The organism is Bradyrhizobium yuanmingense, assembly GCF_029167105.1.
In the GTDB taxonomy this organism is placed as follows: Bacteria; Pseudomonadota; Alphaproteobacteria; order Rhizobiales; family Xanthobacteraceae; genus Bradyrhizobium; species Bradyrhizobium yuanmingense_A.
The window spans coordinates 96184-120385 of the sequence record NZ_JARFML010000021.1; the positions used below are offsets into that span (position 1 = coordinate 96184).

Annotated in this window: 20 protein-coding genes; 10 read left to right on the forward strand and 10 right to left on the reverse strand. The window is 64.5% G+C overall.

The genetic code is table 11. The features are described from left to right. Positions 1 to 24: 24 nt before the first annotated feature. The gene (locus P0R31_RS25540) at positions 25 to 450 is read right to left on the reverse strand and encodes a DUF1330 domain-containing protein (protein ID WP_275517068.1); all 426 of its coding nucleotides are present in this window, start codon (positions 448 to 450) and stop codon (positions 25 to 27) included. 170 nt (positions 451 to 620) lie between these two features. On the opposite strand from P0R31_RS25540, the gene P0R31_RS25545 reads away from it, so the two are divergent. Next, positions 621 to 2831, forward strand: a complete 2211-nt coding sequence (locus tag P0R31_RS25545) for a transglycosylase domain-containing protein (protein WP_275517069.1) — start codon at positions 621 to 623, stop codon at positions 2829 to 2831. A 323-nt stretch (positions 2832 to 3154) separates the two neighbouring features. Here P0R31_RS25545 and P0R31_RS25550 read toward each other — a convergent pair whose 3' ends face one another. From P0R31_RS25550 to P0R31_RS25565, 4 genes are all read right to left on the reverse strand, one after another. After that, positions 3155 to 3994, reverse strand: coding sequence for a M48 family metallopeptidase (locus P0R31_RS25550; protein WP_275517071.1), 840 nt, complete (start codon positions 3992 to 3994; stop codon positions 3155 to 3157). 217 nt (positions 3995 to 4211) lie between these two features. Beyond that, positions 4212 to 5540, reverse strand: a complete 1329-nt coding sequence (locus P0R31_RS25555) for a polyhydroxyalkanoate depolymerase (protein WP_275517125.1) — start codon at positions 5538 to 5540, stop codon at positions 4212 to 4214. 121 nt (positions 5541 to 5661) lie between these two features. After that, complete coding sequence (locus tag P0R31_RS25560) at positions 5662 to 6480, reverse strand: ABC transporter permease (protein ID WP_275517072.1); 819 nt, start codon at positions 6478 to 6480, stop codon at positions 5662 to 5664. 226 nt (positions 6481 to 6706) lie between these two features. Next, entirely contained in the window at positions 6707 to 7510 is an 804-nt protein-coding gene (locus P0R31_RS25565) for an ABC transporter ATP-binding protein (protein WP_275517075.1), read from the reverse strand. A gap of 119 nt (positions 7511 to 7629) precedes the next feature. Between P0R31_RS25565 and P0R31_RS25570 the strand changes: the two genes are divergently transcribed. Next, a complete protein-coding gene (locus tag P0R31_RS25570) occupies positions 7630 to 8952 on the forward strand; it encodes an ActS/PrrB/RegB family redox-sensitive histidine kinase (protein ID WP_275517077.1) in 1323 nt (440 codons plus the stop codon). A gap of 102 nt (positions 8953 to 9054) precedes the next feature. Further along, entirely contained in the window at positions 9055 to 9609 is a 555-nt protein-coding gene (locus tag P0R31_RS25575; protein WP_275517078.1) for an ActR/PrrA/RegA family redox response regulator transcription factor, read from the forward strand. 124 nt (positions 9610 to 9733) lie between these two features. Here P0R31_RS25575 and P0R31_RS25580 read toward each other — a convergent pair whose 3' ends face one another. Both P0R31_RS25580 and P0R31_RS25585 read right to left on the reverse strand, forming a co-directional pair. Next, positions 9734 to 10222, reverse strand: coding sequence for an MmcB family DNA repair protein (locus P0R31_RS25580; RefSeq protein ID WP_275517126.1), 489 nt, complete (start codon positions 10220 to 10222; stop codon positions 9734 to 9736). Positions 10223 to 10441: 219 nt separating this feature from the next. Beyond that, positions 10442 to 12043: an alpha-amylase family glycosyl hydrolase gene (locus P0R31_RS25585; protein WP_275517079.1), complete on the reverse strand. Its 1602-nt coding sequence runs from the start codon at positions 12041 to 12043 to the stop codon at positions 10442 to 10444. A 161-nt stretch (positions 12044 to 12204) separates the two neighbouring features. Between P0R31_RS25585 and P0R31_RS25590 the strand changes: the two genes are divergently transcribed. Continuing rightward, positions 12205 to 12885 (forward strand): MBL fold metallo-hydrolase, encoded by a 681-nt coding sequence (locus tag P0R31_RS25590; protein ID WP_275517080.1) that lies wholly within the window; start codon positions 12205 to 12207, stop codon positions 12883 to 12885. Positions 12886 to 12887: 2 nt separating this feature from the next. On the opposite strand, the gene P0R31_RS25595 is transcribed toward P0R31_RS25590, so the two are convergent. Beyond that, a complete protein-coding gene (locus P0R31_RS25595) occupies positions 12888 to 13256 on the reverse strand; it encodes a winged helix-turn-helix transcriptional regulator (protein WP_036038584.1) in 369 nt (122 codons plus the stop codon). Positions 13257 to 13449: 193 nt separating this feature from the next. Between P0R31_RS25595 and P0R31_RS25600 the strand changes: the two genes are divergently transcribed. Continuing rightward, positions 13450 to 13752, forward strand: coding sequence for a hypothetical protein (locus P0R31_RS25600; RefSeq protein WP_275517082.1), 303 nt, complete (start codon positions 13450 to 13452; stop codon positions 13750 to 13752). A 33-nt stretch (positions 13753 to 13785) separates the two neighbouring features. Here P0R31_RS25600 and P0R31_RS25605 read toward each other — a convergent pair whose 3' ends face one another. After that, entirely contained in the window at positions 13786 to 14985 is a 1200-nt protein-coding gene (locus tag P0R31_RS25605) for an extracellular catalytic domain type 1 short-chain-length polyhydroxyalkanoate depolymerase (protein WP_275517084.1), read from the reverse strand. Positions 14986 to 15459: 474 nt separating this feature from the next. On the opposite strand from P0R31_RS25605, the gene P0R31_RS25610 reads away from it, so the two are divergent. Both P0R31_RS25610 and P0R31_RS25615 read left to right on the forward strand, forming a co-directional pair. Next, positions 15460 to 16695: an LLM class flavin-dependent oxidoreductase gene (locus P0R31_RS25610; protein ID WP_197962696.1), complete on the forward strand. Its 1236-nt coding sequence runs from the start codon at positions 15460 to 15462 to the stop codon at positions 16693 to 16695. A 241-nt stretch (positions 16696 to 16936) separates the two neighbouring features. Further along, positions 16937 to 18313: a cytochrome P450 gene (locus P0R31_RS25615; protein WP_275517089.1), complete on the forward strand. Its 1377-nt coding sequence runs from the start codon at positions 16937 to 16939 to the stop codon at positions 18311 to 18313. 45 nt (positions 18314 to 18358) lie between these two features. On the opposite strand, the gene P0R31_RS25620 is transcribed toward P0R31_RS25615, so the two are convergent. Then, on the reverse strand, positions 18359 to 19198 hold the full coding sequence (locus P0R31_RS25620) for an SDR family NAD(P)-dependent oxidoreductase (protein WP_275517091.1): 840 nt from the start codon (positions 19196 to 19198) through the stop codon (positions 18359 to 18361). A 179-nt stretch (positions 19199 to 19377) separates the two neighbouring features. Between P0R31_RS25620 and P0R31_RS25625 the strand changes: the two genes are divergently transcribed. The 3 genes from P0R31_RS25625 to P0R31_RS25635 all read left to right on the forward strand — a co-directional run bounded on the left by P0R31_RS25625 (position 19378) and on the right by P0R31_RS25635 (position 24091). Then, positions 19378 to 20343, forward strand: coding sequence for a sensor histidine kinase (locus P0R31_RS25625; RefSeq protein ID WP_275517092.1), 966 nt, complete (start codon positions 19378 to 19380; stop codon positions 20341 to 20343). Between the two features lie 437 nt (positions 20344 to 20780). Further along, on the forward strand, positions 20781 to 22517 hold the full coding sequence (locus P0R31_RS25630) for a putative bifunctional diguanylate cyclase/phosphodiesterase (protein ID WP_275517093.1): 1737 nt from the start codon (positions 20781 to 20783) through the stop codon (positions 22515 to 22517). Between the two features lie 131 nt (positions 22518 to 22648). Beyond that, positions 22649 to 24091 (forward strand): sigma-54 interaction domain-containing protein, encoded by a 1443-nt coding sequence (locus tag P0R31_RS25635; RefSeq protein ID WP_275517094.1) that lies wholly within the window; start codon positions 22649 to 22651, stop codon positions 24089 to 24091. Positions 24092 to 24202: the final 111 nt, after the last annotated feature.

The following is a 24202-nucleotide window of genomic DNA, read 5'->3' on the forward strand; positions in this document are numbered from 1 at the left end:
CGCTGCGCTAACCCACCCAACGATCTAGGTCGGTATCTCCCCAAAGTTCTTCCCGACCGGCAGCACGGCGTGCCGGATCAGCCGCGAATCCTCCACCGCGGCCTGGCGGTGCTTCACCGCCTCGCGATAGACGGGGTCGCGGATCATCTCGACGAAGGCGGCGACGCTCGGATATTCGGCGATGAAGCAATGGTCCCAGCGTTCCTCCTGCGGGCCGATCAGCATCAGCTCGAATTTGCCCTGCCAGACGATGCGGCCGCCGAGCCGTTCGAACACCGAGCCGCTTTCGCGGCCATAGGCCGCATAGGCTTCCGCGCCGCTGGCCTTGCGACCGTCAGGATAGGCCGCCTCCTTGCGCAGGCGGACCAGGTTGAGCATGTGGATCGGGCCGGGGCGATCGTTCTCCCGGAATTGCGCGAAGATCTCCTTGGTCGGATCGATATGGCCCATGGCGCTCCCTCTTCTTATTGGTGCCGGCGATCCTAGCCTTGCCGCCCCGGAAGCGGAACTGCGGTCCGCGAATGCCGCATCTCCTAATCGCGCGTTAACGCCGGGGTAACCCGGCCTTAAACAGCGACCGCTAGCGTCTCGGCGGGGCGGGCTGACCGGGCGTATTGCGTATGGCGTGGGGAAAGAAAAAGGGTGCGCGGAAGGAGCCGCTGTTCGGCTTGCCCGCGGCGCTTGCCGATCTGCGCCTCACCCCGGCGGACCGCGTTCCCGGCGGCGACGACAAGCCGAAGAAATCTGCCAAAGCATCCGCCAAGCGCAAGAGCGAGGAGGCCGGCGACGAGCCGCCGCGCGAGCGCAAAGCGCCAGCCAGCCGTAGCGGCGCCAAGCGCCGCGCGAAGTCGCGTGGCGGGTTCGGTCTCGGCCGCCTGGTCTATTGGGGCGCGGTGCTGAGCCTGTGGGGCGTCATCGCCGTGATCGGCGTCGTGGTCTATGTCGGCGCGCATCTGCCGCCGATCCAGTCGCTGGAAATCCCCAAGCGCCCGCCGACGATCCAGATCGTCGGCATCGACGGCAGCATTCTGGCGCAGCGCGGCGAGATGGCCGGCGCCAATGTCGCGCTGAAGGATTTGCCGCCTTACCTGCCGAAGGCATTCATCGCCATCGAGGACCGCCGCTTCTATTCGCATTACGGCATCGACCCGGTCGGCATCCTGCGCGCCCTCGTCACCAACGTGCTCCATCGCGGCGTCTCGCAGGGCGGCTCGACCTTGACGCAGCAGCTCGCGAAAAACCTGTTCCTGACCCAGGAGCGCACCATCCGGCGCAAGCTGCAGGAGGTGGAGCTCGCGATCTGGCTGGAGCGCAAGCATTCCAAGGACGAGATCCTGGAGCTTTACCTCAACCGCGTCTATTTCGGCTCCGGCGCCTACGGCGTCGAGGCGGCGGCGCAGAAATATTTCGGCAAGTCGGCGAAGAACGTGACGGTCGCGGAAGCCGCGATGCTGGCCGGCCTCGTCAAGTCGCCGTCCCGCCTTGCCCCGAACCGCAACCCCGAAGGCGCCGAAGCGCGGGCGCAGATCGTGCTCGCGGCGATGGCGGATGCGAAGTTCATCACCGACGCGCAGGCTAAGGCCTCGATCGGCCATCCCTCCTACAACGTGAAGCCGGCCGGCGCCGGCACGGTCAATTACGTCGCCGACTGGATCGGCGAGGTGCTGGACGATCTGGTCGGCCAGATCGACGAGAGCATCAAGGTCGAGACCACGATCGATCCGAAGCTGCAGAGCGTTGCGGAAGCTGCCATCATCGACGAGCTCGCGGCCAAGAGCGTGAAGTTCAACGTCAGCCAGGGCGCGCTGGTCGCCATGACGCCCGACGGCGCCGTGCGCGCCATGGTCGGCGGGCGGAACTATTCCGACAGCCAATACAACCGCGCGGTCACCGCCAGGCGCCAGCCGGGCTCCTCGTTCAAGCCGTTCGTGTACCTGACCGCGCTCGAGCAGGGCCTGACGCCCGACACCATGCGCCAGGACGCGCCGATCGAGGTCAAGGGCTGGAGGCCTGAGAACTACACCCATGAATATTTCGGCGCGGTGACGCTGACGCAGGCGCTGGCGATGTCGCTCAACACTGTCGCCATCCGTCTCGGCCTCGAGGTCGGGCCGAAGAACGTGGTGCGCACCGCGCACCGCCTCGGCATCTCGTCCAAGCTCGAACCCAACGCCTCGATCGCGCTCGGCACCTCCGAAGTCTCCATGGTCGAGCTGGTCGGCGCCTACGCGCCGTTCGCCAATGGCGGCCTCGCCGTGGCGCCGCATGTGGTCACGCGGATCAGGACGGTCGGCGGCAAGCTGCTCTACATGCGTCAACCCGAGGAGCGCAATCAGGTCGTCGACCCCCGCCATGTCGGCATGATGAACGCGATGATGCGGGAGACGCTTGTTTCGGGCACCGCCAAGAAGGCGGAGATCCCGGGCTGGCCGGCGGCGGGCAAGACCGGCACCAGCCAGGATTATCGCGACGCCTGGTTCATCGGCTACACCGCGAGCCTCGTCACCGGCGTCTGGCTCGGCAATGACGACAACTCGCCGACCAAGAAAGCGACCGGCGGCGGCCTGCCGGTCGAAGTCTGGTCGCGCTTCATGAAGTCCGCGCACGAGGGCGTGCCGGTCGCAGCGTTGCCGAGCTCACCGGGCGGCTGGGGCCTGTCGAACCTCGCGCAGGCGGCCTCGCAGGTGTCGCCGCCGACATCTGCCGCACCGGCACAACCGAACGCCGGCGGCTATCGCCCGCCGCCTCCGACGCGCGCCAATGTGCGGCCTGAGGCGGCAGCCGGGCTCGATGGCTGGCTGATGGACCGGCTGTTTGGCGGAAACCGGTAGGCCTTGCGAAGGGCCTCCAAACAAAACTGCGAAAACAACCCCATGCACAGTAGGATGCGACGTCCGGCGAGACGCACGCTGGATCCTGCGAAGCGGTTGATGCGCCGGGATTAATCAGGCAAGCGGCGCAATCGTCGCGAAGTGTGGCGAGAATGGAGCGGTGATGCCTGCCCACCCTCTCCTGTCATTCCCCGCGAAGGCGGGGAATCCAGTACTCTGAGGCATCGAGATTCATAACGGCTGCTGCGGCGTACTGGATCGCCCGCCTTCGCGGGCGATGACAGCGTTTGCTGGGCTGGCAGCGCGGCCTGATCTGCGAGGAACTAATCCTCGACCCCGTACCGGTGCAGATCGTTGCCGTAGGTGTCGAGCCACTTCTTGGCGCGCTCCATCGACGGGCAGATCTTGCCGCAGACGCGCCAGAAGCGCGGCGAGTGGTTCATCTCGACGAGATGAGCAACCTCGTGCGCGGCGAGGTAGTCGAGCACGAAGGGCGGGGCGAGGATCAGCCGCCAGGAAAACGACAGCGAGCCGGCCGAGGTGCAGGAGCCCCAGCGGCTGGACTGATCGCGAATCGAGAGGCGCTTGACCCTGACGCCGAGCTCGGCGGCGTAGACCTCCGCCGAGCGCTGCAGGTCGCGGCGCGCCTCGCGCTTGAGAAAGTCGCTGACGCGCCGATCGACATGCTCGAGGCCGCCAGCGACGCAGAGAATGCGCTCACCGCTGTCACGCACCTCGGTCCACACCGTGCCGCGGGTACCGGCGCGATGAACGATGCGATGCGGCGTGCCACGCAGCGGTATCACTGTGCCCGGCTGGAACGGTGCGGCCTTCGGCAAGCGGCCGAGGCGCGCGGCAATCCACGCACCGTGACGCTGTGCGAAGTCCTTTGCTTCGGCGAGCGTGCCGCGCGGCGGCATGGTGAGGATGGCTTCGCGGTCGCTCGGATGAATTCTGAGCGTGTAGCGGCGCGCGCGGCGGTGCCGGCGCAGCCGAATCGCAAAAAATTGCGATCCATGGGTGATGACGAGGGTCTTCGGTTCGTGGGGCCGACGATAAAGGAGTGCGCGGGTGGCCATGTCTGTCAGTCCGGGGGGCAGGAGAGCGCCCGGATTCTGCCATAACCGCCGCCAGGGAAAGCGCTCGGCGCAAAAACAAATCATTTGCCCAATATACAGCGGTCAGGCGTCCGGGAGACCCTATAGACTGGGGTTGGAACCGGGTTTTTTCGCCCCCGCTGGACGCATGCGACACCCCCAAGGGGTGAGGGGAGACTCACTCCTATAAAGCTACCTAAATACCGCGAATCTAGCGGGAACTTACCCCTGCCGGAGTCCCTGGCAGGGGCTGAAATTTCGGCGGGAAAGCCGAAATTCGCGCTTATTCAGCCGCAAGCGCCTGCAACGAAGCAGGATTCGCCGCCGAAACCATGAAGTCGTGAATCCGCGGCACGATCTCCGACTTGAAACGCGATCCATTGAACACGCCGTAATGTCCGACGCCCTTCTGGACGTAATGAACGCGGCGATGATCGGGAATCGCGCTGCACAATGTGTGCGTCGCTTCGGTCTGACCGAGACCGGAGATGTCGTCGTTCTCGCCTTCGACCGTCATCAACGCGACGCGCTTGACCTTGGAAGGATCGACGCGGGTTCCGCGATGGGTCATCTCGCCCTTCGGCAGCGCGTGCTTCACGAACACGGTGTCGACGGTCTGCAGGTAATACTCGGCCGACAGATCCATCACCGCGAGATATTCGTCGTAGAAATCGCGATGCTTGTCGACGAGGTCGCCGTCGCCCTTCACCAGATGGGCAAACAGCTGCTTGTGGGCATCCATGTGCCGGTCGAGATTCATGCTGATGAAGCCGTTGAGCTGCAAGAATCCTGGATAGACGTCGCGCATCATGCCCGGATGCGGGAACGGCACCTTGGTGATGACGTGGTTGCGGAACCAGTCGATGCCGCGCTCCTGGGCGAGGTTGTTCACCGCGGTCGGATTGCGCCGGGTGTCGATCGGGCCGCCCATCAGCGTCATCGAGGTCGGCACGAACGGATCGCGCCGCGCTTCCATGATCGAGACGGCTGCGACGACGGGCACGGAGGGCTGGCACACCGCCATCACATGGGTGTTGCCGCCGAGCACATGCAGCATCTCGATGACATAGTCGATGTAATCGTCGAGATCGAAGCGGCCTTCGCTCAAGGGCACCATGCGGGCATCGGCCCAGTCGGTGATGTAGACCTCATGCGCCGGCAGGAAGGCTTCGACCGTGCCGCGCAGCAGCGTCGCATAATGGCCGGACATCGGCGCCACGATCAGCACGCGCGGCTGCGGGCTGCGCAGCGGACGGGCGAACTTGCGGTCGAAATAGAGCAGCTTGCAGAACGGCTTTTCCCAGACCGAGCGGATCTCGACGGGGACGCGGATGCCGTTGACCTCGGTGTCGTTGAGGCCCCATTCCGGCTTGCCGTAGCGGCGCGTGGTGCGCTCGAACAATTCGCAGGCCGCGGCAACCGACTTGCCGACCTCGGTTCGCGACCAGGGATTGAGGGGGTTCTGAAACAGCAGCTTGGTCGCGTCGGTGACCGCACGCGCCGGATTGAGAGAGGCGTGCGCCATCTCGTACATCCAGTACATCGGCGTCGTCAGGACCGGACTGCCTTCTGCCGCCAGGGGCGGTGCGCCGCCGAACTCACCAATAGGCATCGTCATATTCCTCTTCGCATCGCAGCATACTGCCGAATGCGTAATATTGCGTCAATGCATGGTTCCGTACATCTACGTGCCCGAAACCGCCAAATCAGCGTGAATCCACGGGAAAGTGACTTTATTCGCCGCCGGAGAGCAGCGAGCCGTGCCGCTTTGCGCTGCGCAAAAGGGCAAGGAATGCCCCAAAAGATGCAGCCAAGAGACCTGCGTTGATCACCAACGCCTGCAGCATCAGATCGGTCCTGAAGGTCTTCTCGATCAGCAGCGCGCGCATGCCCTCGAAGGCATAGGTCGGCGGCAACGCCCAGGCGACGTATTGCAGCCAGACCGGCAACACGCTGACGGGATAGTAGACGCAGGCAAGCGGCAGGATGGCGAACATCAAGGTCCAGACGATGCTCTCGGCGCCGAGGCCGTTACGCACCACGAGGCCCGAGACGAAGATGCCGACCGACCAGCTCGTGAAGATCAGATTGCAGAAGAAGGCGATCAGCGGCAGGCCGAGGGCATAGACGTTGAAGTGAAACAGGAACAGCGCGAGCAGGGTCATCGGAATGATGCCGATCGCAAGCCGGATCAGGCTCATGACCATCAGCGCCAGCAGAAACTCGATCGGCCTCAAGGGGCTCATCATGAGATTGCCGAGGTTGCGCGCCCACATCTCCTCCAGGAACGAGATGGAGAAGCCGAGCTGGCCGCGGAACAGGATGTCCCAGAGGATGACGGCGCCGATCAGCGTGCCGCCGGCGCGCGCGAAGAAATTGGCGTTCTCGGCGATGTAATACTGGAGAAAGCCCCAGGTGATGACCTGCAGCGCCGGCCAATAGAGCAGCTCGAGCAGCCGCGGCCAGGACGACAGCAGCAGATACCAATAGCGCAGGATCATCGCGCCGATGCGGTGGAGCGAGATGCCGCGGTGGAGGGAGAGGTCGGTCATGGCGCGCTCCCTTGGCCCACACAACGTCTCGTCATTCCGGGGCGCGCGGAGCGCGAGCTAAGATGCGCAATTGCGCATCTGAGAATCCATAACCACAGGCCTACGTTGCGGGACGAGACGGGTAACTCCGAGTCTTCGCCAAATACAATCCTGTGGTTATGGATCCCGGGCTCGCGACGATGTCGCGCCCCGGGATGACAGGCTCCATCCGGGCTACATTTGCAGCTCACCGCACCGCCTCCTTCGCCCCGTTTGCCCGGCCGCGGGCGACGTCCAGAAACACCTCCTCCAGCGTGGTGCGGTTGTAGCGGGCCATGATCGCCTCGGGCGTATCGTCGTCCTCGATGCGGCCGCGCTTCATGATGATGACGCGGTCGCAGAGCCGCTCGACCTCGAGCATGTTGTGCGAGGCGAGGAGAATGGTGGCGTTGTTGTCCCGGCGATACCGCTCCAGATGCGCCCGCACCCAATCGGCGGTATCGGGGTCGAGCGAGGCGGTCGGCTCGTCCAGGAGCAGCAGCTCGGGCTGATTGATCAGCGCCTTCGCCAGCGCAACGCGGGTCTTCTGCCCGGCGGACAGCTTGCCGTTGGCGCGGTCGATGAAATCGCCGAGGTCGAGGTCGGCGACGAGCCTGGCAATGCGGTCAGCGAGGTTCTTGACCGCATAGAGCTTGCCGAACACGGTGAGGTTCTGCCGCACGGTGAGCCGCATCGGCATATCCACATAGGGGCTTTCGAAATTCATCCGCCCCAGCACGGACGCACTCTCATCCGGCATCTCGTGACCGAGCACCTGCACGCGGCCGGAGGTCGGCAGCACCAGGCCCATGATCATCGCGATGGTCGTGGTCTTGCCGGCGCCGTTGCCGCCGAGCAGCCCGGTGATGCTGCCGCGCGGCAGCGAAAAGGAGATGTCGTCGACGGCGCGGGTCTGCTTGTAGACCTTGACGAGGTGATCGACCGCAATTGCCGCGGACGAATCTCGATCCGCGACAGTCGGCCGACTTGAAGCCTTGCCATTCTCGGTCATGCTGGCCGTTCTTCTGCTATTGCATCGGCGAGCGCAAGGCTCGATGTAAGGGCTCCTCACCGGGCGGTTCCGTCAGCCCGGCGTCCGTGACCTTGGAAGGCGCCGCCACATTGGCCGATATGACCAAAATTGCCGATTCCGACTTCCATCACGCGCAGCGGCATATCCGGCTGGACACGATTCTGCGGCTGCGCTGGCTGGCGGTGCTGGGGCAGCTCGCCGCGATCTTCATCGTGGCCCAGGGGCTGGAGTTCAACGTCGAGATCATTCCCTGCGTCAGCATCATCGCGCTCTCGGCGGCGCTCAACCTCGCACTGCAGACCGCAGCCAATCCGATGCAGCGGCTGGAGCCGATGCAGGCGGCCGGCCTGCTCGCGCTGAACATCGTCGAGCTGGCCGGCCTGTTGTTCTTCACCGGCGGACTGCAGAACCCGTTCTCGTTCCTGTTCCTCGCGCCCGTGCTGATCTCGGCCACGGCGCTGCCGGCCCGTTTCACCTTCGGCCTCGGCCTGCTCGCGGTGGCCTGCGCGTCGGTCCTGTTCTTCTTCCATTTTCCGCTGCCGTGGGATTCCGAGGATCCCCTGGTGCTGCCGCCCGTCTATCTCGTCGGGGTCTGGCTTTCGATTGCGCTCGCGATCGGCGTCACCAGCCTCTACTCGTTCCAGGTGACCGAGGAGGCGCGCAAGCTTGCGGACGCGCTGGCCGCAACCGAGCTGGTGCTGACGCGCGAGCAGCACCTGACCCAGCTCGACGGCCTTGCCGCCGCGGCCGCACACGAGCTCGGCACGCCGCTCGCGACGATCTTCCTGATCTCGCGCGAGCTGGAAAAGACAGTGAAGGAGCCAAGCATCGCCGCCGACCTGAAGACCTTGCGCGAGCAGACCCAGCGCTGCCGCGACATCCTCAGCAAGATCACCCAGCTTTCCCCCACCGGCGCGCCGTTCGACCACATGAAGCTGTCGGAGCTGATCGAGGAGGTGGTGGCGCCGCATCGCGATTTCGGCGTCGAGATCAAGGTGCGGATCGCGGTGGCCGCGGCGGCGGAGCCGGTCGGCTCGCGCAATCCCGCGATCCTCTACGGCATCGGCAACATCGTCGAGAACGCGGTCGATTTCGCCCGCACCACCGTCGAGGTTAACGCCTGGTGGAACCAGGACCATATCGAGCTCGTGATCTCCGACGACGGACCGGGCATTCCACCCGATATCCTCAACCGGATCGGCGAGCCCTATCTGTCGCGGCGACGCCCCCACGACGATGGTAGCGGCGAACGGCGCGGCCTCGGCCTCGGCGTCTTCATCGCGCGCACCCTGCTGGAGCGCACCGGCGCCAAGGTCTCGTTTACCAACCGGATCTTTCCGGACCATGGTGCGGTGGTTCAGATCACATGGCCGAGACAGCGTTTTGAGGCTATCGAGACGCTCGAAGAAACAATAGGATAGCCGCGACCTTGCGTCGCACAACGGGCCGGGTCGACCATTTGCCGCCTTGGCACCGCGCGATTGCGACGCCATATGTCGATGCGCTGGAGAGAGGAAACCACCTTGAACGCCATTGCCGAACTGAACGAACAGGCCGACCGCTCGCTGCTCATCGTTGAAGACGACAAGCCGTTTCTGGAGCGTTTGTCACGGGCCATGGAGAGCCGCGGCTTTTCGGTGACATCATGCGACACGGTCTCGGACGGGCTTGCGCAGATCGGCAAATCGGCGCCGGCGTTCGCGGTGGTGGATCTGCGGCTCGGCGACGGCAACGGCCTCGACGTGGTCTCGGCGCTGAAGAAGAAGCGGCCGGATGCGCGCGCGATCGTGCTGACCGGCTACGGCAACATCGCCACTGCGGTGACCGCGGTGAAGATGGGCGCGATCGATTATCTCTCCAAGCCCGCGGATGCCGACGACGTCGTCGCCGCACTGCTGTCGACCAACACGGACAAATCCGAGCTGCCGGCCAACCCGATGTCGGCCGACCGCGTCCGCTGGGAGCACATCCAGCGCATCTACGAGATGTGCAACCGCAACGTCTCGGAAACGGCGCGCCGGCTCAACATGCACCGGCGCACGCTGCAGCGGATCCTGGCCAAGCGCGCGCCGAGGTAGCGGTCGCGTAGGGTGGGTTAGCATGCGGATGCGCGAAGCGCATTCGCTGGCGTAACCCACCATGCATTAGCGTTTGCCGAACCAACTTGGTGGGTTACGCCTTCGGCTAACCCACCCTACGCGTTCATTCCCAGAAATCCGCATGCCCCTGCGGATCGACCAGCCGGTTGATCCGCAAGGCCGCCGCCATCGCGAAACGTACCGTCATCTGCTTGCGGGTGGCGGCGGCGAGCTTGTGCTCGGGTGCCTCGCAATGCAGGTGCGCGCCGTAGGCGTCGGCGACGATCAGGCCGGTGTCACCGGGGAAGATCTCGCACGGCAGATCCTGCGTGAAGGCGAAGAACAGCCGGTCGCAATGGGCGCGATATTCGTGCCATTTCTGATCGGCGCGCAGATCCTCGATCGACGACTTGATCTCGACGATCCAGATCTCGCCGCGCTCGTTCAGCGCGACGAGATCGGCGCGCCGGCCCGACGGCAACGGCAATTCGCTGATGCAGGAGAAGCCGAGCGAGCGCAACAGACGCGCGGTACCGCGCGCGATCGCCAGCGCCGTCTCCGACTGGCGGCGGTCCGGCGGCGGCACGAGTGTGATGCGGGCGGTGTTGTCCATGGCGGCAGAATAGCCGATTCCGTGAGAGGCGAACACCATCTCCCCACCCGTTGTTCCCGGGCGCGCCACTTGGCGCGAGCCCGGAATCCATAACCACAGGCCTGGTTGTGAGCGACGCGGGTAACGCCGAGCGATCGCAAAACGCCTTCCTGTGGTTATGGGTCCTCAGATGCGCAATTGCGCATCATAGCTCGCGCTTTGCGCGCCCCGGGACGACAGTTAGGTGGGCGCCGCCACCACCACGCCCTCATTGCCGCGCAGGTCCAGCACGCCTTCGATCTCCTCGCCTTCGCGATCCAGGAACGTCGACAGCAGGATGCTGCTGCCGAAACGGATCGCGCTGGTGGTCACCGCGACCGGATCGGGGCCGAGATTGAGCGCCACGATGACGGCCTTGCCGCCGGCCTCGCGGCGGTAGATCAGGAGATCGCCTTGCGCGGAGATCGGATGATAATCGCCCGCGACCAGCGGGGGGCAGCTCTTCCGCAAACCGATCAGGCGCTTGTAGAGACTGAGGATAGAGCGCGGATCGGCTTCGAGATTGGCGACATTCTCGCGGATGTGGTCCTCCGGCAGCGGCAGCCACGGCCTTGCTTGCGAAAAACCGGCGAAGTTCGAGGAATCCCATTGCATCGGGGTGCGGCAGCCGTCGCGGCCGACCCCGATGCCGGGCACGTTCTTCTCGAAGGGATCGCGCACGTCCTCCGGCGCGATCGCGAGCTGGTGCATGCCGATCTCGTCACCGTAGTAAAGCGTCGGCGTGCCGCGCAGCGTCAGCAGCAGCATGGCCGCGACGCGGGCCTGCTCGGGCCCGACGCGGCTCGCGACGCGCGGACGATCGTGATTGCCGAGCACCCAGTTCGGCCAGGCGCCGCGCGGCAATGCCTTTTCGTAATCCTCGATGATCTTTTCGATCGAGCGGGCGCTCCAGAAGGTCGAGAGCAGCGCGAAGTTGAACGGCATCTGCGCGCCGGTGAGATCGTTGCCGTAATAGGCCATGAGCCGGTGCAGCGGCAGATAGATCTCGCCGATCAAGACGCGCGCGCCATAGGAATCGGTGACGCGCCGCATCTCGGCGATGACGTCATGCACCTCAGCCTGGTCGGTGGAATACTGCGTGAGGATTTTTTCGTTCGGCGGACGGCCCTCGACGTAGTGCGGGTTGGCCGGATTGTCGCGGAATTCGGCGTCCTTGATCAGGTGCCAGATCACGTCGACGCGAAAGCCGTCGACGCCCTTGTCCAGCCAGAACCGCATCACGTCGTAGATCGCGGCGCGAACGTCCGGATTGCGCCAATTGAGATCCGGCTGCTGGGCGAGGAAAGCGTGGTAGTAATATTGCCCCGTGGTCTCGTCGAAAGCCCACGCGCTGCCGCCGAACTCGGACAGCCAATTGTTGGGCGCGCCGCCGCCTGGCGCGGGATCGCGCCAGATGTACCAGTCGCGCTTGGGATTGTCGCGCGAGGATCGGCTCTCGATGAACCAGGGATGCTGGTCGGAGGTGTGGTTCGGCACGAGATCGAGGATCAGCTTCAGGCCGTTGTCGTGGGCAGCCGCGAGCAATGCGTCGAAATCTGCCATCGTGCCGAACAGCGGCTCGATGCCGACATAATCCGAGATGTCGTAGCCGAAATCGGCCATCGGCGAGGGAAAGATCGGCGACAGCCAGATCGCATCGACGCCGAGCGATTTGACGTAAGGCAGTCTCTTGAGAATGCCGGCGAGATCGCCGACGCCGTCACCGTCCGAGTCCTGAAACGAGCGCGGATAAATCTGATAGAAGATGCCGTCGCGCCACCAATTCTCGTTGTCGTGAGCCATGCCGAAGACCACCCAAATCTGACGCCTTGCGCGGGAGAACGCCACAGCAACGCCTCGGTTCGAATTGGCAGGCCAATTGGGACGGCCGTGTGACGGTTGTTCCCCGGTGCGGGGACGAATCTTTTGCTTGGCGGCTCGGCAAAAATCGGCATTGTGAGGCCATGACCGAGCAAAACGACACCCAGGAATCCCGGCAAGCCAAGGCGGGCGCGATCATCGTTCCCGTGACGCTGTTCGAACAGAACTGCACCATCATCTGGGACGAGCCTTCCAAGAAGGCCGTGGTGATCGATCCCGGCGGCGACGTGCCGAAGATCCTGGACGCGATCAAGCAGACCGGCGTCACCGTGGAGAAGATCTGGCTGACCCATGGCCATATCGACCACGTCGGCGGCGCGGCCGAGCTGCGCGATGCGCTGACGGTGCCGATCGAGGGACCGCATGTCGCGGACAAATTCCTGCTCGACAACGTCGTGGCGAGCGGCGCGCGCTTCGGCATGACCGGAGGACGCGATTTCACGCCCGACCGCTGGCTCGACGAGGGCGACAGCGTGTCGATCGGCGGCTTGCAGTTCGACATCCTGCATTGTCCGGGTCATTCGCCCGGCAGCGTGGTGTTCTTCAACAAGGATCTGCGGTTTGCCCATGTCGGCGACGTCCTGTTCGCCGGCTCGGTCGGACGCACCGACCTGCCCGGCGGCAGTCACGCCACGCTGATCGATTCGATCAAGACGAAATTGCTGCCGCTCGGCGACGATGTCGGCTTCATCTGCGGCCACGGCGCCGGCTCGAGCATCGGCCAGGAACGGATGACCAATCCGTTCATCACCGGCGAGATGTAGGCTTATTCAGCGGCGTCCGCGAGTGCCGTCGCCTCACCGAGATTGCGCTCGCCCCACTCGCGGATTGCGGCAACGACAGGGACGAAGCTCTTGCCCTTGCGCGTCAGGCGGTACTCGACCTTGGGCGGGACCTCGCCGAAATCCTTGCGGTCGATCAGGCCGCTCATCGTCAACGCCTTCAATTCACGGCTGAGCACGCGCGGGGTGATCTCGGCGCTGCCTGACGCACCGCGCAGCAAGCCGCTTCTGATCTCGCCGTAGCGGCGCGGGCCGTCCTTGAGATCCCAAACGATGCGCAGCTTGTATTTGCCACTGATCATCTTCTGGAACGCTGCAACCGGACAGGTGCGCGCGGGAGATGTCTTCGCCATGTCGTTTCCTCCATGTGGAAGATTCTTGTTTTGACGCGTTTTCTTTACGCGAACCGGTACCACTTCGCTCGAAACGCTATGCGACGAGGATAGGAGCAGCGGCGAAAAAGTCCATACTATCAATTTTGTCCATACTTGCGGGATCGTATCGAGCGCGCAGATGATGACGCACAAGACGAACAGGGAGCGTCACATGAAGCACTTCATGATCAGATACGAGTTCAAGAACGGCACGCCGGAGGAATGGCACCGCGAGATCGGCCGCTTCATCAAGGCGATCGACGCCGATGCGGAGCTGAAGGGGAGGATCGGCTATCGTTGCCTGAAGCATCGCGACGACGGCAGCTATCTCCACTTCGCCAGCGTCGCCGACGATGCTGCGCAAAAAGCGCTGCAATCGCGCGACTTCTTCAAGCACTATCAGGAGGTGACGCGGAAGGTCGCGGGCGGCGAGGTGACGGTGACGCCGGTCGAGGTGATCGATCAGACGGGGTAGACTCTGCCCTCCGGGACGACCGTGGGAGTGGAGCTACTTCATCAATCCGGCCGCCGTGAGCGCGCGCGTGATGATCTGGCCGAGGTCGAAGCCGCGCGCCTTCTCGCGCTGCGGCTCGGCCGGCTCGGCGGCGACCGCGGTGCGGATCGAGCGGGCGAGATGCGGCGCGGGCGAGAGCGCTGGCTTCGCAGTAGGCTTCGTGGCGGATTTGGTGACGGGCTTGGCTTCCGCCTTCGTCGTCGCGGCGTCCGGAATCCAGCCGGTGAGCGCGAAGAACTTCGCGATGTGGTAGGACGAGGAGATGCCGGCCTCGATCAGGAAGGCGCCTTCGATGCCGTAACGCTGATCGTTGTCCGCGAGCCCCAGCGGCGTGCCGTGCGCCATGTCGGTGATGGCATAGGACTCGACCAGCGTCTCGCCGTCCTTGTCCCACCAGGCCTGGCGCGGATAGCCGTCGACATTGGTCTCGGCCATCGGCATCTCGGGCAGGCCATGCAGGTCGAGCCATTGCTTGACGATCTCGTTGGCATTGCCGGGATTGACGGTGCGGTCGGCACTGCCGTGCCACACCGAGACCCTCGGCCAGGGGCCGCGATGATCGGAGGCGCTGCGCACGAGATCGCCGAGCTCGCGCGCAGGACGCGCCGGGGAATGAAACATGCCGTCGAGCGCCTCGCGCAAGTTCGAGGCGATGCCGTAAGGCAGTCCGGCAATGATCGCACCGGCCGCGAAAACTTCCGGATAGGTCGCGAGCATCACGGAGGTCATGCCGCCGCCGGCCGAGAGGCCGGTGATGAAGACGCGCCTGGGATCGATGCGATGCGTCTTCATCATGTGCGCGATCATCGCGCGGATCGAACGCGGCTCGCCGCTGTCCCGCGCGGTGTCCTCCGGATTGAACCAGTTGAAGCAGGTGTTGGCATTGTTGATGCGCTGCTGCTCTGGCATCAACAGCGCAAAGCCGTAATGTTGCGCGAGCGTCGACCAGCCCGCGCCGAGATCGTAAGCAGCCGCCGTTTGCCCGCAGCCGTGCAGCACGACGACGAGCGCGCGCGGCCGCTGCAATTGCGCCGGCACGAACGCGAACATGCGCAAGGCGCCGGGATTGTCGCCGAAGCCGGTGACCTCCTGCAGCGGGCTGAGTCCAGCTGCACCGCGGCCGGGCTCGGCGAAGCGCAGTCCGTCCAGCCGGGGCAGACGTCTCAACAGATCGATGTTTCTGGCTAACGACACGGCAAGTTCCTGGTGGGGGACGTTCAACGTCCAGCCCAACCAGATAGTTGCTGCGGCGCAAAATAAAAAGACCGTGCGCTGTCAATCTCGGGAAATTGGCCGAAAATGCGCAAGAATCCGCACGTATTAACCGCAACGTCGCAATCTCGTGCCGATGCGCGGCGCATCCGCGCCGAAAAATGCGGCGCCGATCATGACGAATGTCACAAATGACACGAGCGAGGCGAGCAATTCTGCGCGCGCTGATTGTGAGGCTTCGACGCGCGGTGTCGAACGCGAATGAACAGACCGGCCCAATCGCGCTGCGTGTCGTTATCGTGACGAAGCGCGAAGCGGGCGAGGACTACGCAACGTCTCGCTTGCCACCGCGCATGCCTGCATTCCACCGCGCGGGACATCGCGTGATTGCGTTCGTGCCGTCAGGCACGTAGCCTGACACGACCAACAAACAGAAAATTCAGCCGGAGAGAACACATGGCGCGCCTGAAGTTCGGAGCCTTTCTTGCCCCGCATCACCCGATCGGGGAGCATCCGATGCTGCAGTTCCGGCGCGATCTCGACCTGGTCGAGCAGCTGGATGCGCTCGGCTATGACGAATTCTGGTGCGGCGAGCATCATTCCTCGGGCTGGGAGATGATCGCCTCGCCCGAGATGTTCCTGGCCGCGGCCGGCGAGCGCACCAAGCGGATCAAGCTCGGCACCGGGGTGGTGTCGCTGCCCTATCACCATCCCTTCAACGTCGCCCAGCGCATGGTGCAGCTCGACCATATGACCGGCGGCCGCGCCATTTTCGGCTCCGGACCGGGCGCGCTCGCCTCCGATGCGCACACGCTCGGCATCGATCCGATGACGCAGCGCGACCGGCAGGATGAGGCGATCGGCATCATCCGCCGCCTTTTCAACGGCGAGCGCGTCACCGCCAGGAGCGACTGGTTCACGATGAACGACGCCGCGCTGCAGATCCTGCCGTTGCAGGAGGAGATGCCGTTCGTGGTGGCTTCGCAGATCTCGCCCTCCGGCATGACGCTGGCCGGCAAATACGGCATCGGCATCATCTCGCTGGGCTCGATGACGACGCAGGGCCTGATGTCGCTGCAGCAGCAATGGCAGTTCGCCGAGGATGCCGCCAAGAAGCACGGAACCACAGTGCGTCGCGCCGACTGGCGCGTGCTCTTGACCTGGCACATCGCCGAAACGCGTGAACAAGCCCGCCGCGAGGCCGGCGCCGGGCTGATGCGCTGGCACAACGAATATAATGTCGGAACGCTGCAGCGGCCGGGCCTCACCGCGTTCTCCTCGCCCGACGAGGCTGTCGACAAGACCGCCTTCGTCGAGGGGGCGGCGTCCACGATCGGCACGCCCGACGATCTCGTCAAGACCATCAAGAACGTGATGCAGGTCTCCGGTGGCGTCGGCGCCATCATCGGCTTCGTGCACGACTGGGCCAATCCGGAAAACACCCGCCGGAGCTGGGACATGGTGGCGCGCTACGTCGTGCCGGAGATCAACGGCTATATCGACGGGCTGCGCAGGTCGCAAAAATTCGTGATCGAAAACCGCGCGATCTTCGAGCGCGCGGGTCAGGCCGTGATGGCCAAGATCATGGAGAATGAGAAGGCCGCCGAGGCGCTGAAGGTGACCGGCCCCGGCCGCGTCGCCATTCCCGCCGTCAACGCGCCGGATCTGCAGAAGGAAGCGGCGAAGCGTTAGGCACTCCACTCGTCGTCCCGGGGCGCGCGCAGCGCGAGCCCGGGACCCATAACTACAGGATGCGGATTTACGAAGACTCGGAGCTATCAGCCTCGCACCAAAACTCCTCCCTGTGGTTATGGGTCCCCGCCTCCGCGGGGACGACGGCGGTGGGAGTGACGATTTTGTGCGCAAGACGACCGAAGCTCATCGCGGCCGGATCGTGCTATGTTTGCCGGGCTAGGCAACCGGAGCAATCGTCATGTCGATGCAGAATGTGGCCGCCCCTGCGCTTCCGTTCACTCCGCCGCGGCGCAACGAGCTGACCCACATTCCCGGTGACGAAGGCTGGCCGATCATCGGCAAGACCTTTCAGGTGCTCGCCGATCCCAAGGGCCATATCGAGGCGAACGGCGCCAAGTACGGTCTGGTCTACCGCACGCACTTTTTCGGCGAGACCAACGTTGTGCTGCTCGGGCCCGAGGCCAACGAGCTTGTGCTGTTCGACCAGCAGAAGCTGTTCTCCTCGACCCATGGCTGGGACAAGGTGCTGGGGCTGTTGTTTCCGCGCGGATTGATGCTGCTCGATTTCGAGGAGCATCGCCTGCATCGCAAGGCGCTCTCGGTCGCGTTCAAGTCGGGGCCGATGAAGTCCTATCTCGGCGATCTCGACCGCGGCATTTCCGCGCGCGTCGCGCAGTGGAAGGCAAAGCCCGGCGAGATGCAGCTTTATCCCGCGATGAAGCAGCTCACGCTCGATCTCGCCGCGGCCTCGTTCCTCGGCGCCGATATCGGGCCTGAGGTCGACGAGATCAACCGCGCCTTCGTCGACATGGTGGCCGCCGCCGTCACCCCGATCCGCCGCCCCCTGCCCGGCACCCAGATGGCGCGAGGGGTCAAGGGACGTAAGCGCATCATCGCCTATTTCCGCGAGCAGATTCCGCTGCGGCGCGGCAATCACGGCGGCGACGATCTGTTCTCGCAGCTCTGCCGCGCCACCCATGAGAACGGCGCGCTGCTGTCGGACCAGGACATCATCGACCATATGAGCTTCCTGATGATGGCCGCGCACGACACGCTGACCTCGTCGCTGACCTCCTTCATCGGCGAGCTCGCCGCCAATCCGGACTGGCAGGACCGGCTGCGCGCGGAGGTGCTCGCGCTCGGCCTCGCCTCCGGCGCGCCGACCAGCTTCGACGATCTCGAGAAGATGCCGCTGACCGAGATGGCGTTCAAGGAAGCACTGCGGCTCAAGCCGCCGGTGCCGTCGATGCCGCGCCGCGCGATGTGCGATTTCAACTTCAAGGGTTTTGCGATCCCCGCCGGCACCGCGATCGGCATCAATCCGCTCTATACCCACCACATGAAGGAGATCTGGCCGGACCCGGACCGCTTCGATCCCCTGCGCTTCACCGAGGACGCGCAGCGTGGCCGCCACCGTTTCGCCTTCGTGCCGTTCGGCGGCGGCGCGCATATGTGCCTCGGCCTGCACTTCGCCTACATGCAGGCGAAATGCTTCGCGCGGCACTTCCTGGAGAATATCGAGGTGTCGCTCGCGCCGGGCTACAAGCCGGACTGGCAGATGTGGCCGATCCCGAAGCCGCGGGACGGGCTGCGGGTGCAGGTGAAGGCGGTTTAGGCGCCGATCTCGTAGCAACCATTAAAGCGGCACCGCCGGAGCGGCCTACGCCCCCTGGTCGAACGCCTTGCGCAGGGCCACATAGCCCTCCTGCTGCTGGCTCCAGTTGCGGCCGCCGGTCATGGCGCCGTCGACGACGAGGTCGTGGCCGTTGATGAAGCTGGATTCGTCGCTGGCCAGGAACACTGCGGCCTGGGCGATATCTTCAGGAAGACCCGCGCGCGGGATCGGCTGCGCGGTCTTGTAGACCTCGCGCATCACCGCCGGCGTCTTCTCGGCGGCATCGGTCGAGAGTCCCAGCGCCTTGCCGAAGATGCCGGTCGCGATGGCGCCGGGCGAGATCGAATTGACGCGAACGTTGGATTCGCCGAGCTCCATCGCCACGCATTTGGTGAGATGGATCACCGCCGCCTTGGCCGCGCCATAGACCATCGACGACGAGAAGCCGGCGAGGCGACCGGCAATGCTGCCATTGTTGATGATGCTGCCCCCGCCCTGCTTCTTCATGTAGGGCGCGGCGTGCTTCATGCCGAGCATGACGCTGCGCACCAGCGTCGCCATGGCTGCATCGAACCGCTCGACCTCGAGGCCTTCGATGCCGCCGGTCTGTGCCGGCCCGCCGGCATTGTTGAACAGGCAATCGATCCTGCCGAACTTGTCGACCGCGAGCGCGATCAGCGCCTGCATCTGCGCTTCGACGGTGACGTCGGTCTGACGGAAGATGCAGCTTTCCCCGAGCTGCTTCGCCAGCGCCTCGCCTTCCGGTACGCGCCGGCCTGCGATCACAATTTTGGCACCTTCGGCAACGAAGACTTCCGCAGTGCGCAATCCGATGCCGCTCGTCGCCCCCGTAATCACCGCAACCTTGCCGTCCAGCCTGCCCATGGAATGTTCCTGTTTTCGAGTGATTTGATGCCAAATGGCGAATGCCGGCCGCCGCCGTCGCCGCAGCGGTTACTATTCCTGCCCGCTTCCGACAAGGCAAGCTATGCTTGTATGGGCGGCATGCGTAACATCCTCACGGGCCGCTCGATCGTCGAACGCCTATCGCAACCAGGCAGCGCATGAGGAAGCTGATCGAGGAGTTCCGCAAGGGCTGGCAGGGTGCGGCGCCACCCTCGCTCGCTCTGAGCATCGGCTTTGCGGTGGTCTGCCTGTTGGCTGCAACCCTGGTCCGCTGGGGCCTCGCTCAGGTTCGTCCCGACATCTATTTCACGCCGTACTTCCCGGCCGTGTTCTTTGCTGCGGCCCTGGGCGGATTCCGGATCGGCATCGTGACGGCGCTCGTCGGCGGCGTGCTCGGCGTCGCGCTGAATTTCGGCGATGCGTTTGCCGATCGCGCGCGGTTTGTCCTGCTGGCGCTTTACTGGGCCGTGTGCGCGATCACCATCTGGGGTGTCGAGCACTATCGCACCATGCTGGCCGAGCAGCGCCGAATTTCCAGACGCCTGATCGAGGAAGAAGATTATCGCAAGCTGCTGGTTGAGGAGCTCCAGCATCGGCTGAAGAACAAGCTGTCGACGGTGCATGCCGTGGTGCATCAGGTGTTGCACGACCAGCCGCAGGTCTGGGCCCGGGTCGATCCGCGGCTACGCTCGCTGGCCGCAACCGATGATTTGATCTCGCGGATCGACAAAGCCGGCTGCGACATCCGCGATCTTCTGATCTCCGAGCTCGGGCCTTACGGCCATGTCCGCTTCACGCTCAACGGCGAGCGGCTGTTCCTGCCGCCCAAGCTCGCCGTCACGCTGTCATTGATGTTTCACGAGCTTGCCACCAATGCAGGCAAGTACGGCGCATTCTCCGCGCCGCGCGGTCTGTTGCAGGTGTCATGGACGATCACCGACGACCGCCTGACGATCACCTGGGACGAAACCGAAGGACCGAGCGTGGACAAGGTGTCCGAGCCCGGCTTCGGCACCAAGCTCTTGAAATCGGCGCTGTCGGCGTTCGACGGCAAAACCGAGATCTCGTATCTGAAAACCGGGCTGCATTGCATCATGCAGTGTCGAATTCCACGAAGCGAATAGAACGTCGCAACATGCAAGGTGTGCTCCTCCCCGCCTGCGCGGTGGCGCAATCGCATGTGGCACTTGCGCGACCTGAGCAAGCGCCTCGTCCTTCGAGACGACCGCTTCGCGGTCTCCTCAGGATGAGGCTAATCGGCATCGGCGCTCGGGTAATATCGCGCAGCGCACTCCGGTCCTCATCCTGAGGGCCCGCCAGCGGCGGGTGTCTCGAAGGATGGCCGCAGGCGAAATCGCTCCCACGCGCATACCTCGTCCGCTGTTTCACCGAGCGCGTTGACGCTCTGTTAATGACGATCGCCAGCGCGCGTCGGATCGTCGCAACTTTTCTCCAAAACACCCCCGTATTTCTCCGGACCCCTTAACCAAACTTAAGAGCGGACCGCGCAAGATCGCGCCCATTGCAAAGGCGCGCTGAAACAACAAGATTCATGACTTCTATGAACGACAATCAATATTCCGGCGCGACTGAAGCCGAGCTCGGTTTTCTCAAGGAAATCGTTAGAATGCTGCCGGCCGGCCTCACCGTGCAGGACGCGCATGGCGAGCTGCTGCTGGTCAACGATGCCGCCGCCGCGCAGCTCGGCCTGGACGGCAGCCGTCCTTCACCCGATCTCACGCCGCGGCGCGAAGCCTGCCGCCAGGCCCTGAACGACGGGCAGCCCGTCGTGACCGAGGAAGCGATTCACGTCGGCGCTGCGCGAAAGGTGCTGCTCACGACCCATCGCCCCGTTCGTCTCGACGGACGCGAGCTGCTGATCTCGGCATCCTCCGACATCACCGAGCAGAAGAATTTCGAGGACCAGCTGTTCCGCTCGGCCTATTTCGACGAGCTGACCGGGCTGCCCTCGCGCCGCGTGATCGAGCACCGCGCCAATGCCCTGCTCGCGCGCGACCGCAGCGGCGAACGTTTTGCGCTGGCCTTTCTCGACGTCGACAATTTCAAGCACATCAACGACTATTACGGCCACGCCGTGGGCGACGCGCTGCTGGTCGAGCTGGCGAAGCGGCTCGGACGGGACTTGCGCGATTCCGACATGCTCTCGCGCATCTCGGGCGACGAATTCCTGCTGCTGCTGTCACCGATCCAGAGCCAGGAGGAAGTCGCCGAATTCATGCAATCGACGCTGGAGCGGCTGACCGCGCCGTTCTTCATCGACAATTCGGAAGTATTCGCCTCGACCTCGGTCGGCATCAGCCTCTATCCCGACCATGGACAAAGCTTCGAGACGCTGCGGCAGAACGCCGATATCGCGATGTACCGCATCAAGAACAACGGCAAGGGACTGGCCGCCTTCTTCGATGCCAGCATGGAGCGCGAGGCACAGGCGCGGATGCAGGTCGAGCAGTCGCTGCGGCTCGCCATCCTGGAAAAGCGCTTCTGCTGCGCCTTCCAGTCCAAGGTCGACATCCGCACCCAGGCGGTGAAGGGCATCGAGGCCTTGGTGCGCCTGCGCGACGACGAAGGCGTGATCCAGGCGCCCGGCTCGTTCATCAATCTTGCCGGCGAGCTCGGCCTGATCGACGAGCTGACCCATCTCGTGCTCGCCGAGATCGTCAAGTCGATCGACCTGATCAACGACACGTTCGGCCCGGAAGCGACCATCAGCATCAATGTCGCCGCCAAGCAGGCCGGCAATCCCGAGTTCATGCGCAGCTTTGCGCAGGCGCTGGAGGAGACCGGCTTTCCGCAGCGGTTCATGATCGAGGTGACGGAAGATGCTTTCGTCGCCAAGAATCATTTTCAGACCGAAATCCTGCCGATGTTCCGCAAGCTCGGCGTCGGCATCTCCATCGACGATTTCGGCACCGGCTATTCCTCGCTCTCGGCGCTGGCCGACATCACCGCCGACGAGATCAAGATCGACCGCTCCTTCATCACCGACATCCATAAGCGCCCGCGCAGCCAGGGCATCCTGCGCGCGATCGAATCCTTGAGCGAGGCGCTCGGCATGACGGTGATCGCCGAAGGCCTCGAATCCTACGAGGAGCTGGCCTATCTGCAGGCGGCGACCAAGATTCGCTACGCGCAGGGCTATTATTTCTCCCGACCGATCTTCCTGGAGGAGCTGAAGCTCGCAACGCCGTCCTCGAGCGAGGCCCGGGTCAGCGTGTCAAGCCGCCCGGCGCAGCAGAACCGCCAGGGCTATTCGCGGGCGAGCGCGTATCGGCGGTAGGGGCGGCGCGCCCCGGGACGACAGCGATTGCTGAGCCGGGTTCAGCGCCCATTCCTCCTTTGGCGCCATTTCCCCCTTTGAAATCGCTACACTTTTGCTAATACACGGGGCGAACCTCCCCGAGGTATCTCATGCCTGCCGCCGCCTCCTCGATCAGCGATCCCGCCTATCTCCGTGCGCGCGCGATGGAGACGCTGTTCGAGCGGCTGGAGAAGCTCTGCGAGGGCGCGATTGCGATCGATCGCGGCGGGCGCGTCGTCTACGTCAACGAGAAATATCTTGCCGCGCTCGGTCTCGACCATGCCAGCGAGGCGATCGGCCGGTCGATCGAGGAGGTCATCCCCAACAGCCTGATGCGGAAGGTGGCCGAGACCGGCGAGCCGATCCTGCTCGACATCATGGAGCTCGGCGGCGAACAGCTCGTCGTCACCCGCATGCCGATCGAGGACGAGAACGGCACGGTGATCGGCGCGATCGGCTTCGTGCTCTATGATCATCTCGAAAGCCTGAAGCCCCTGCTCGCACGCGTTGCCCAGCTCGAGAGCGATCTGCGGCTGGCGCGGCGGCAATTGTCCAACGCCCGCGCGGCGCGCTTCACCTTCGCCGATTTCGTCGGCACGACGCCGGCCATCACACGGGCCAAGGAGATCGCAAGCCGCGCCGCGCGGCAGAGCGTCACCGTCCTGCTCACCGGCGAAACCGGAACGGGCAAGGAGATGCTGGCACAGGCGATCCACAACGCCTCCTCGCGCGCCGACAAGCCGTTCGTCAGCGTCAACGTCGCCGCGATCCCCGAGACGCTGATCGAGTCGGAGTTCTTCGGCACTGCGCCAGGCGCCTATACCGGCGCCGACCGGCGGGGACGCGAGGGCAAATTCCGCATTGCCGACGGCGGCACGCTGTTCCTCGACGAGATCGGCGAGATGCCGCTGCAATTGCAGGCCAAGCTGCTGCGCGTGCTCCAGGAGCGCGAGATCGAGCCGCTCGGCTCGGACAAGATCACCAGGGTCGACGTCCGCGTCATCGCCGCGACCAATGTGGACCTGCGCAAGCGTGTCAGCGACGGCGCATTTCGCGCCGACCTCTACTACCGTCTCAACGTGCTCTCGGTCGACCTGCCGCCGCTGCGTCACTGCCTCGACGATCTCCCCGACATCTGCGCCCGGCTGCTCGACGACATCAGCGCGTCGGGCGATTACGTCAAGGCGAAGATCACGCCGAGCGCGCTCGCCGCGCTCGCCCGTTACGATTGGCCCGGCAATGTCCGCGAGCTCCGCAACATCCTCGAACGCGCGCTGATCCTCAGCGATTCCGGGCGGCTTACGGCTGAGGATGTTGCCCGCATTCTCCCTGTTGGCACCGAGGTCAGGCTCGCACCTGCCGAGCGCCCGGCCGGACTGGTAGTGCCCTATGCCGAAGCCGAGGCCGAGTTCGAGAAGCAGACGCTCGAACAGGCGCTCGCCGCCAGCAACGGCCAGATCACCGAGGCGGCCAGGATGCTGCGGATCTCGCGCGCGACCTTCTACAAGAAGCTCGCCAAGTTCGGCCTCGCCTCGGGATCGGCGCCCGTCTGAGTTTCGAGACACGGGACTGTCCGGAGTCTCGGATTCCGGACACCGCACGCGGCGCCATTCCGGGACAAATTGCAGGCAGCTGCCGCAGATTTCAGCGGTTTTGCGCGACGT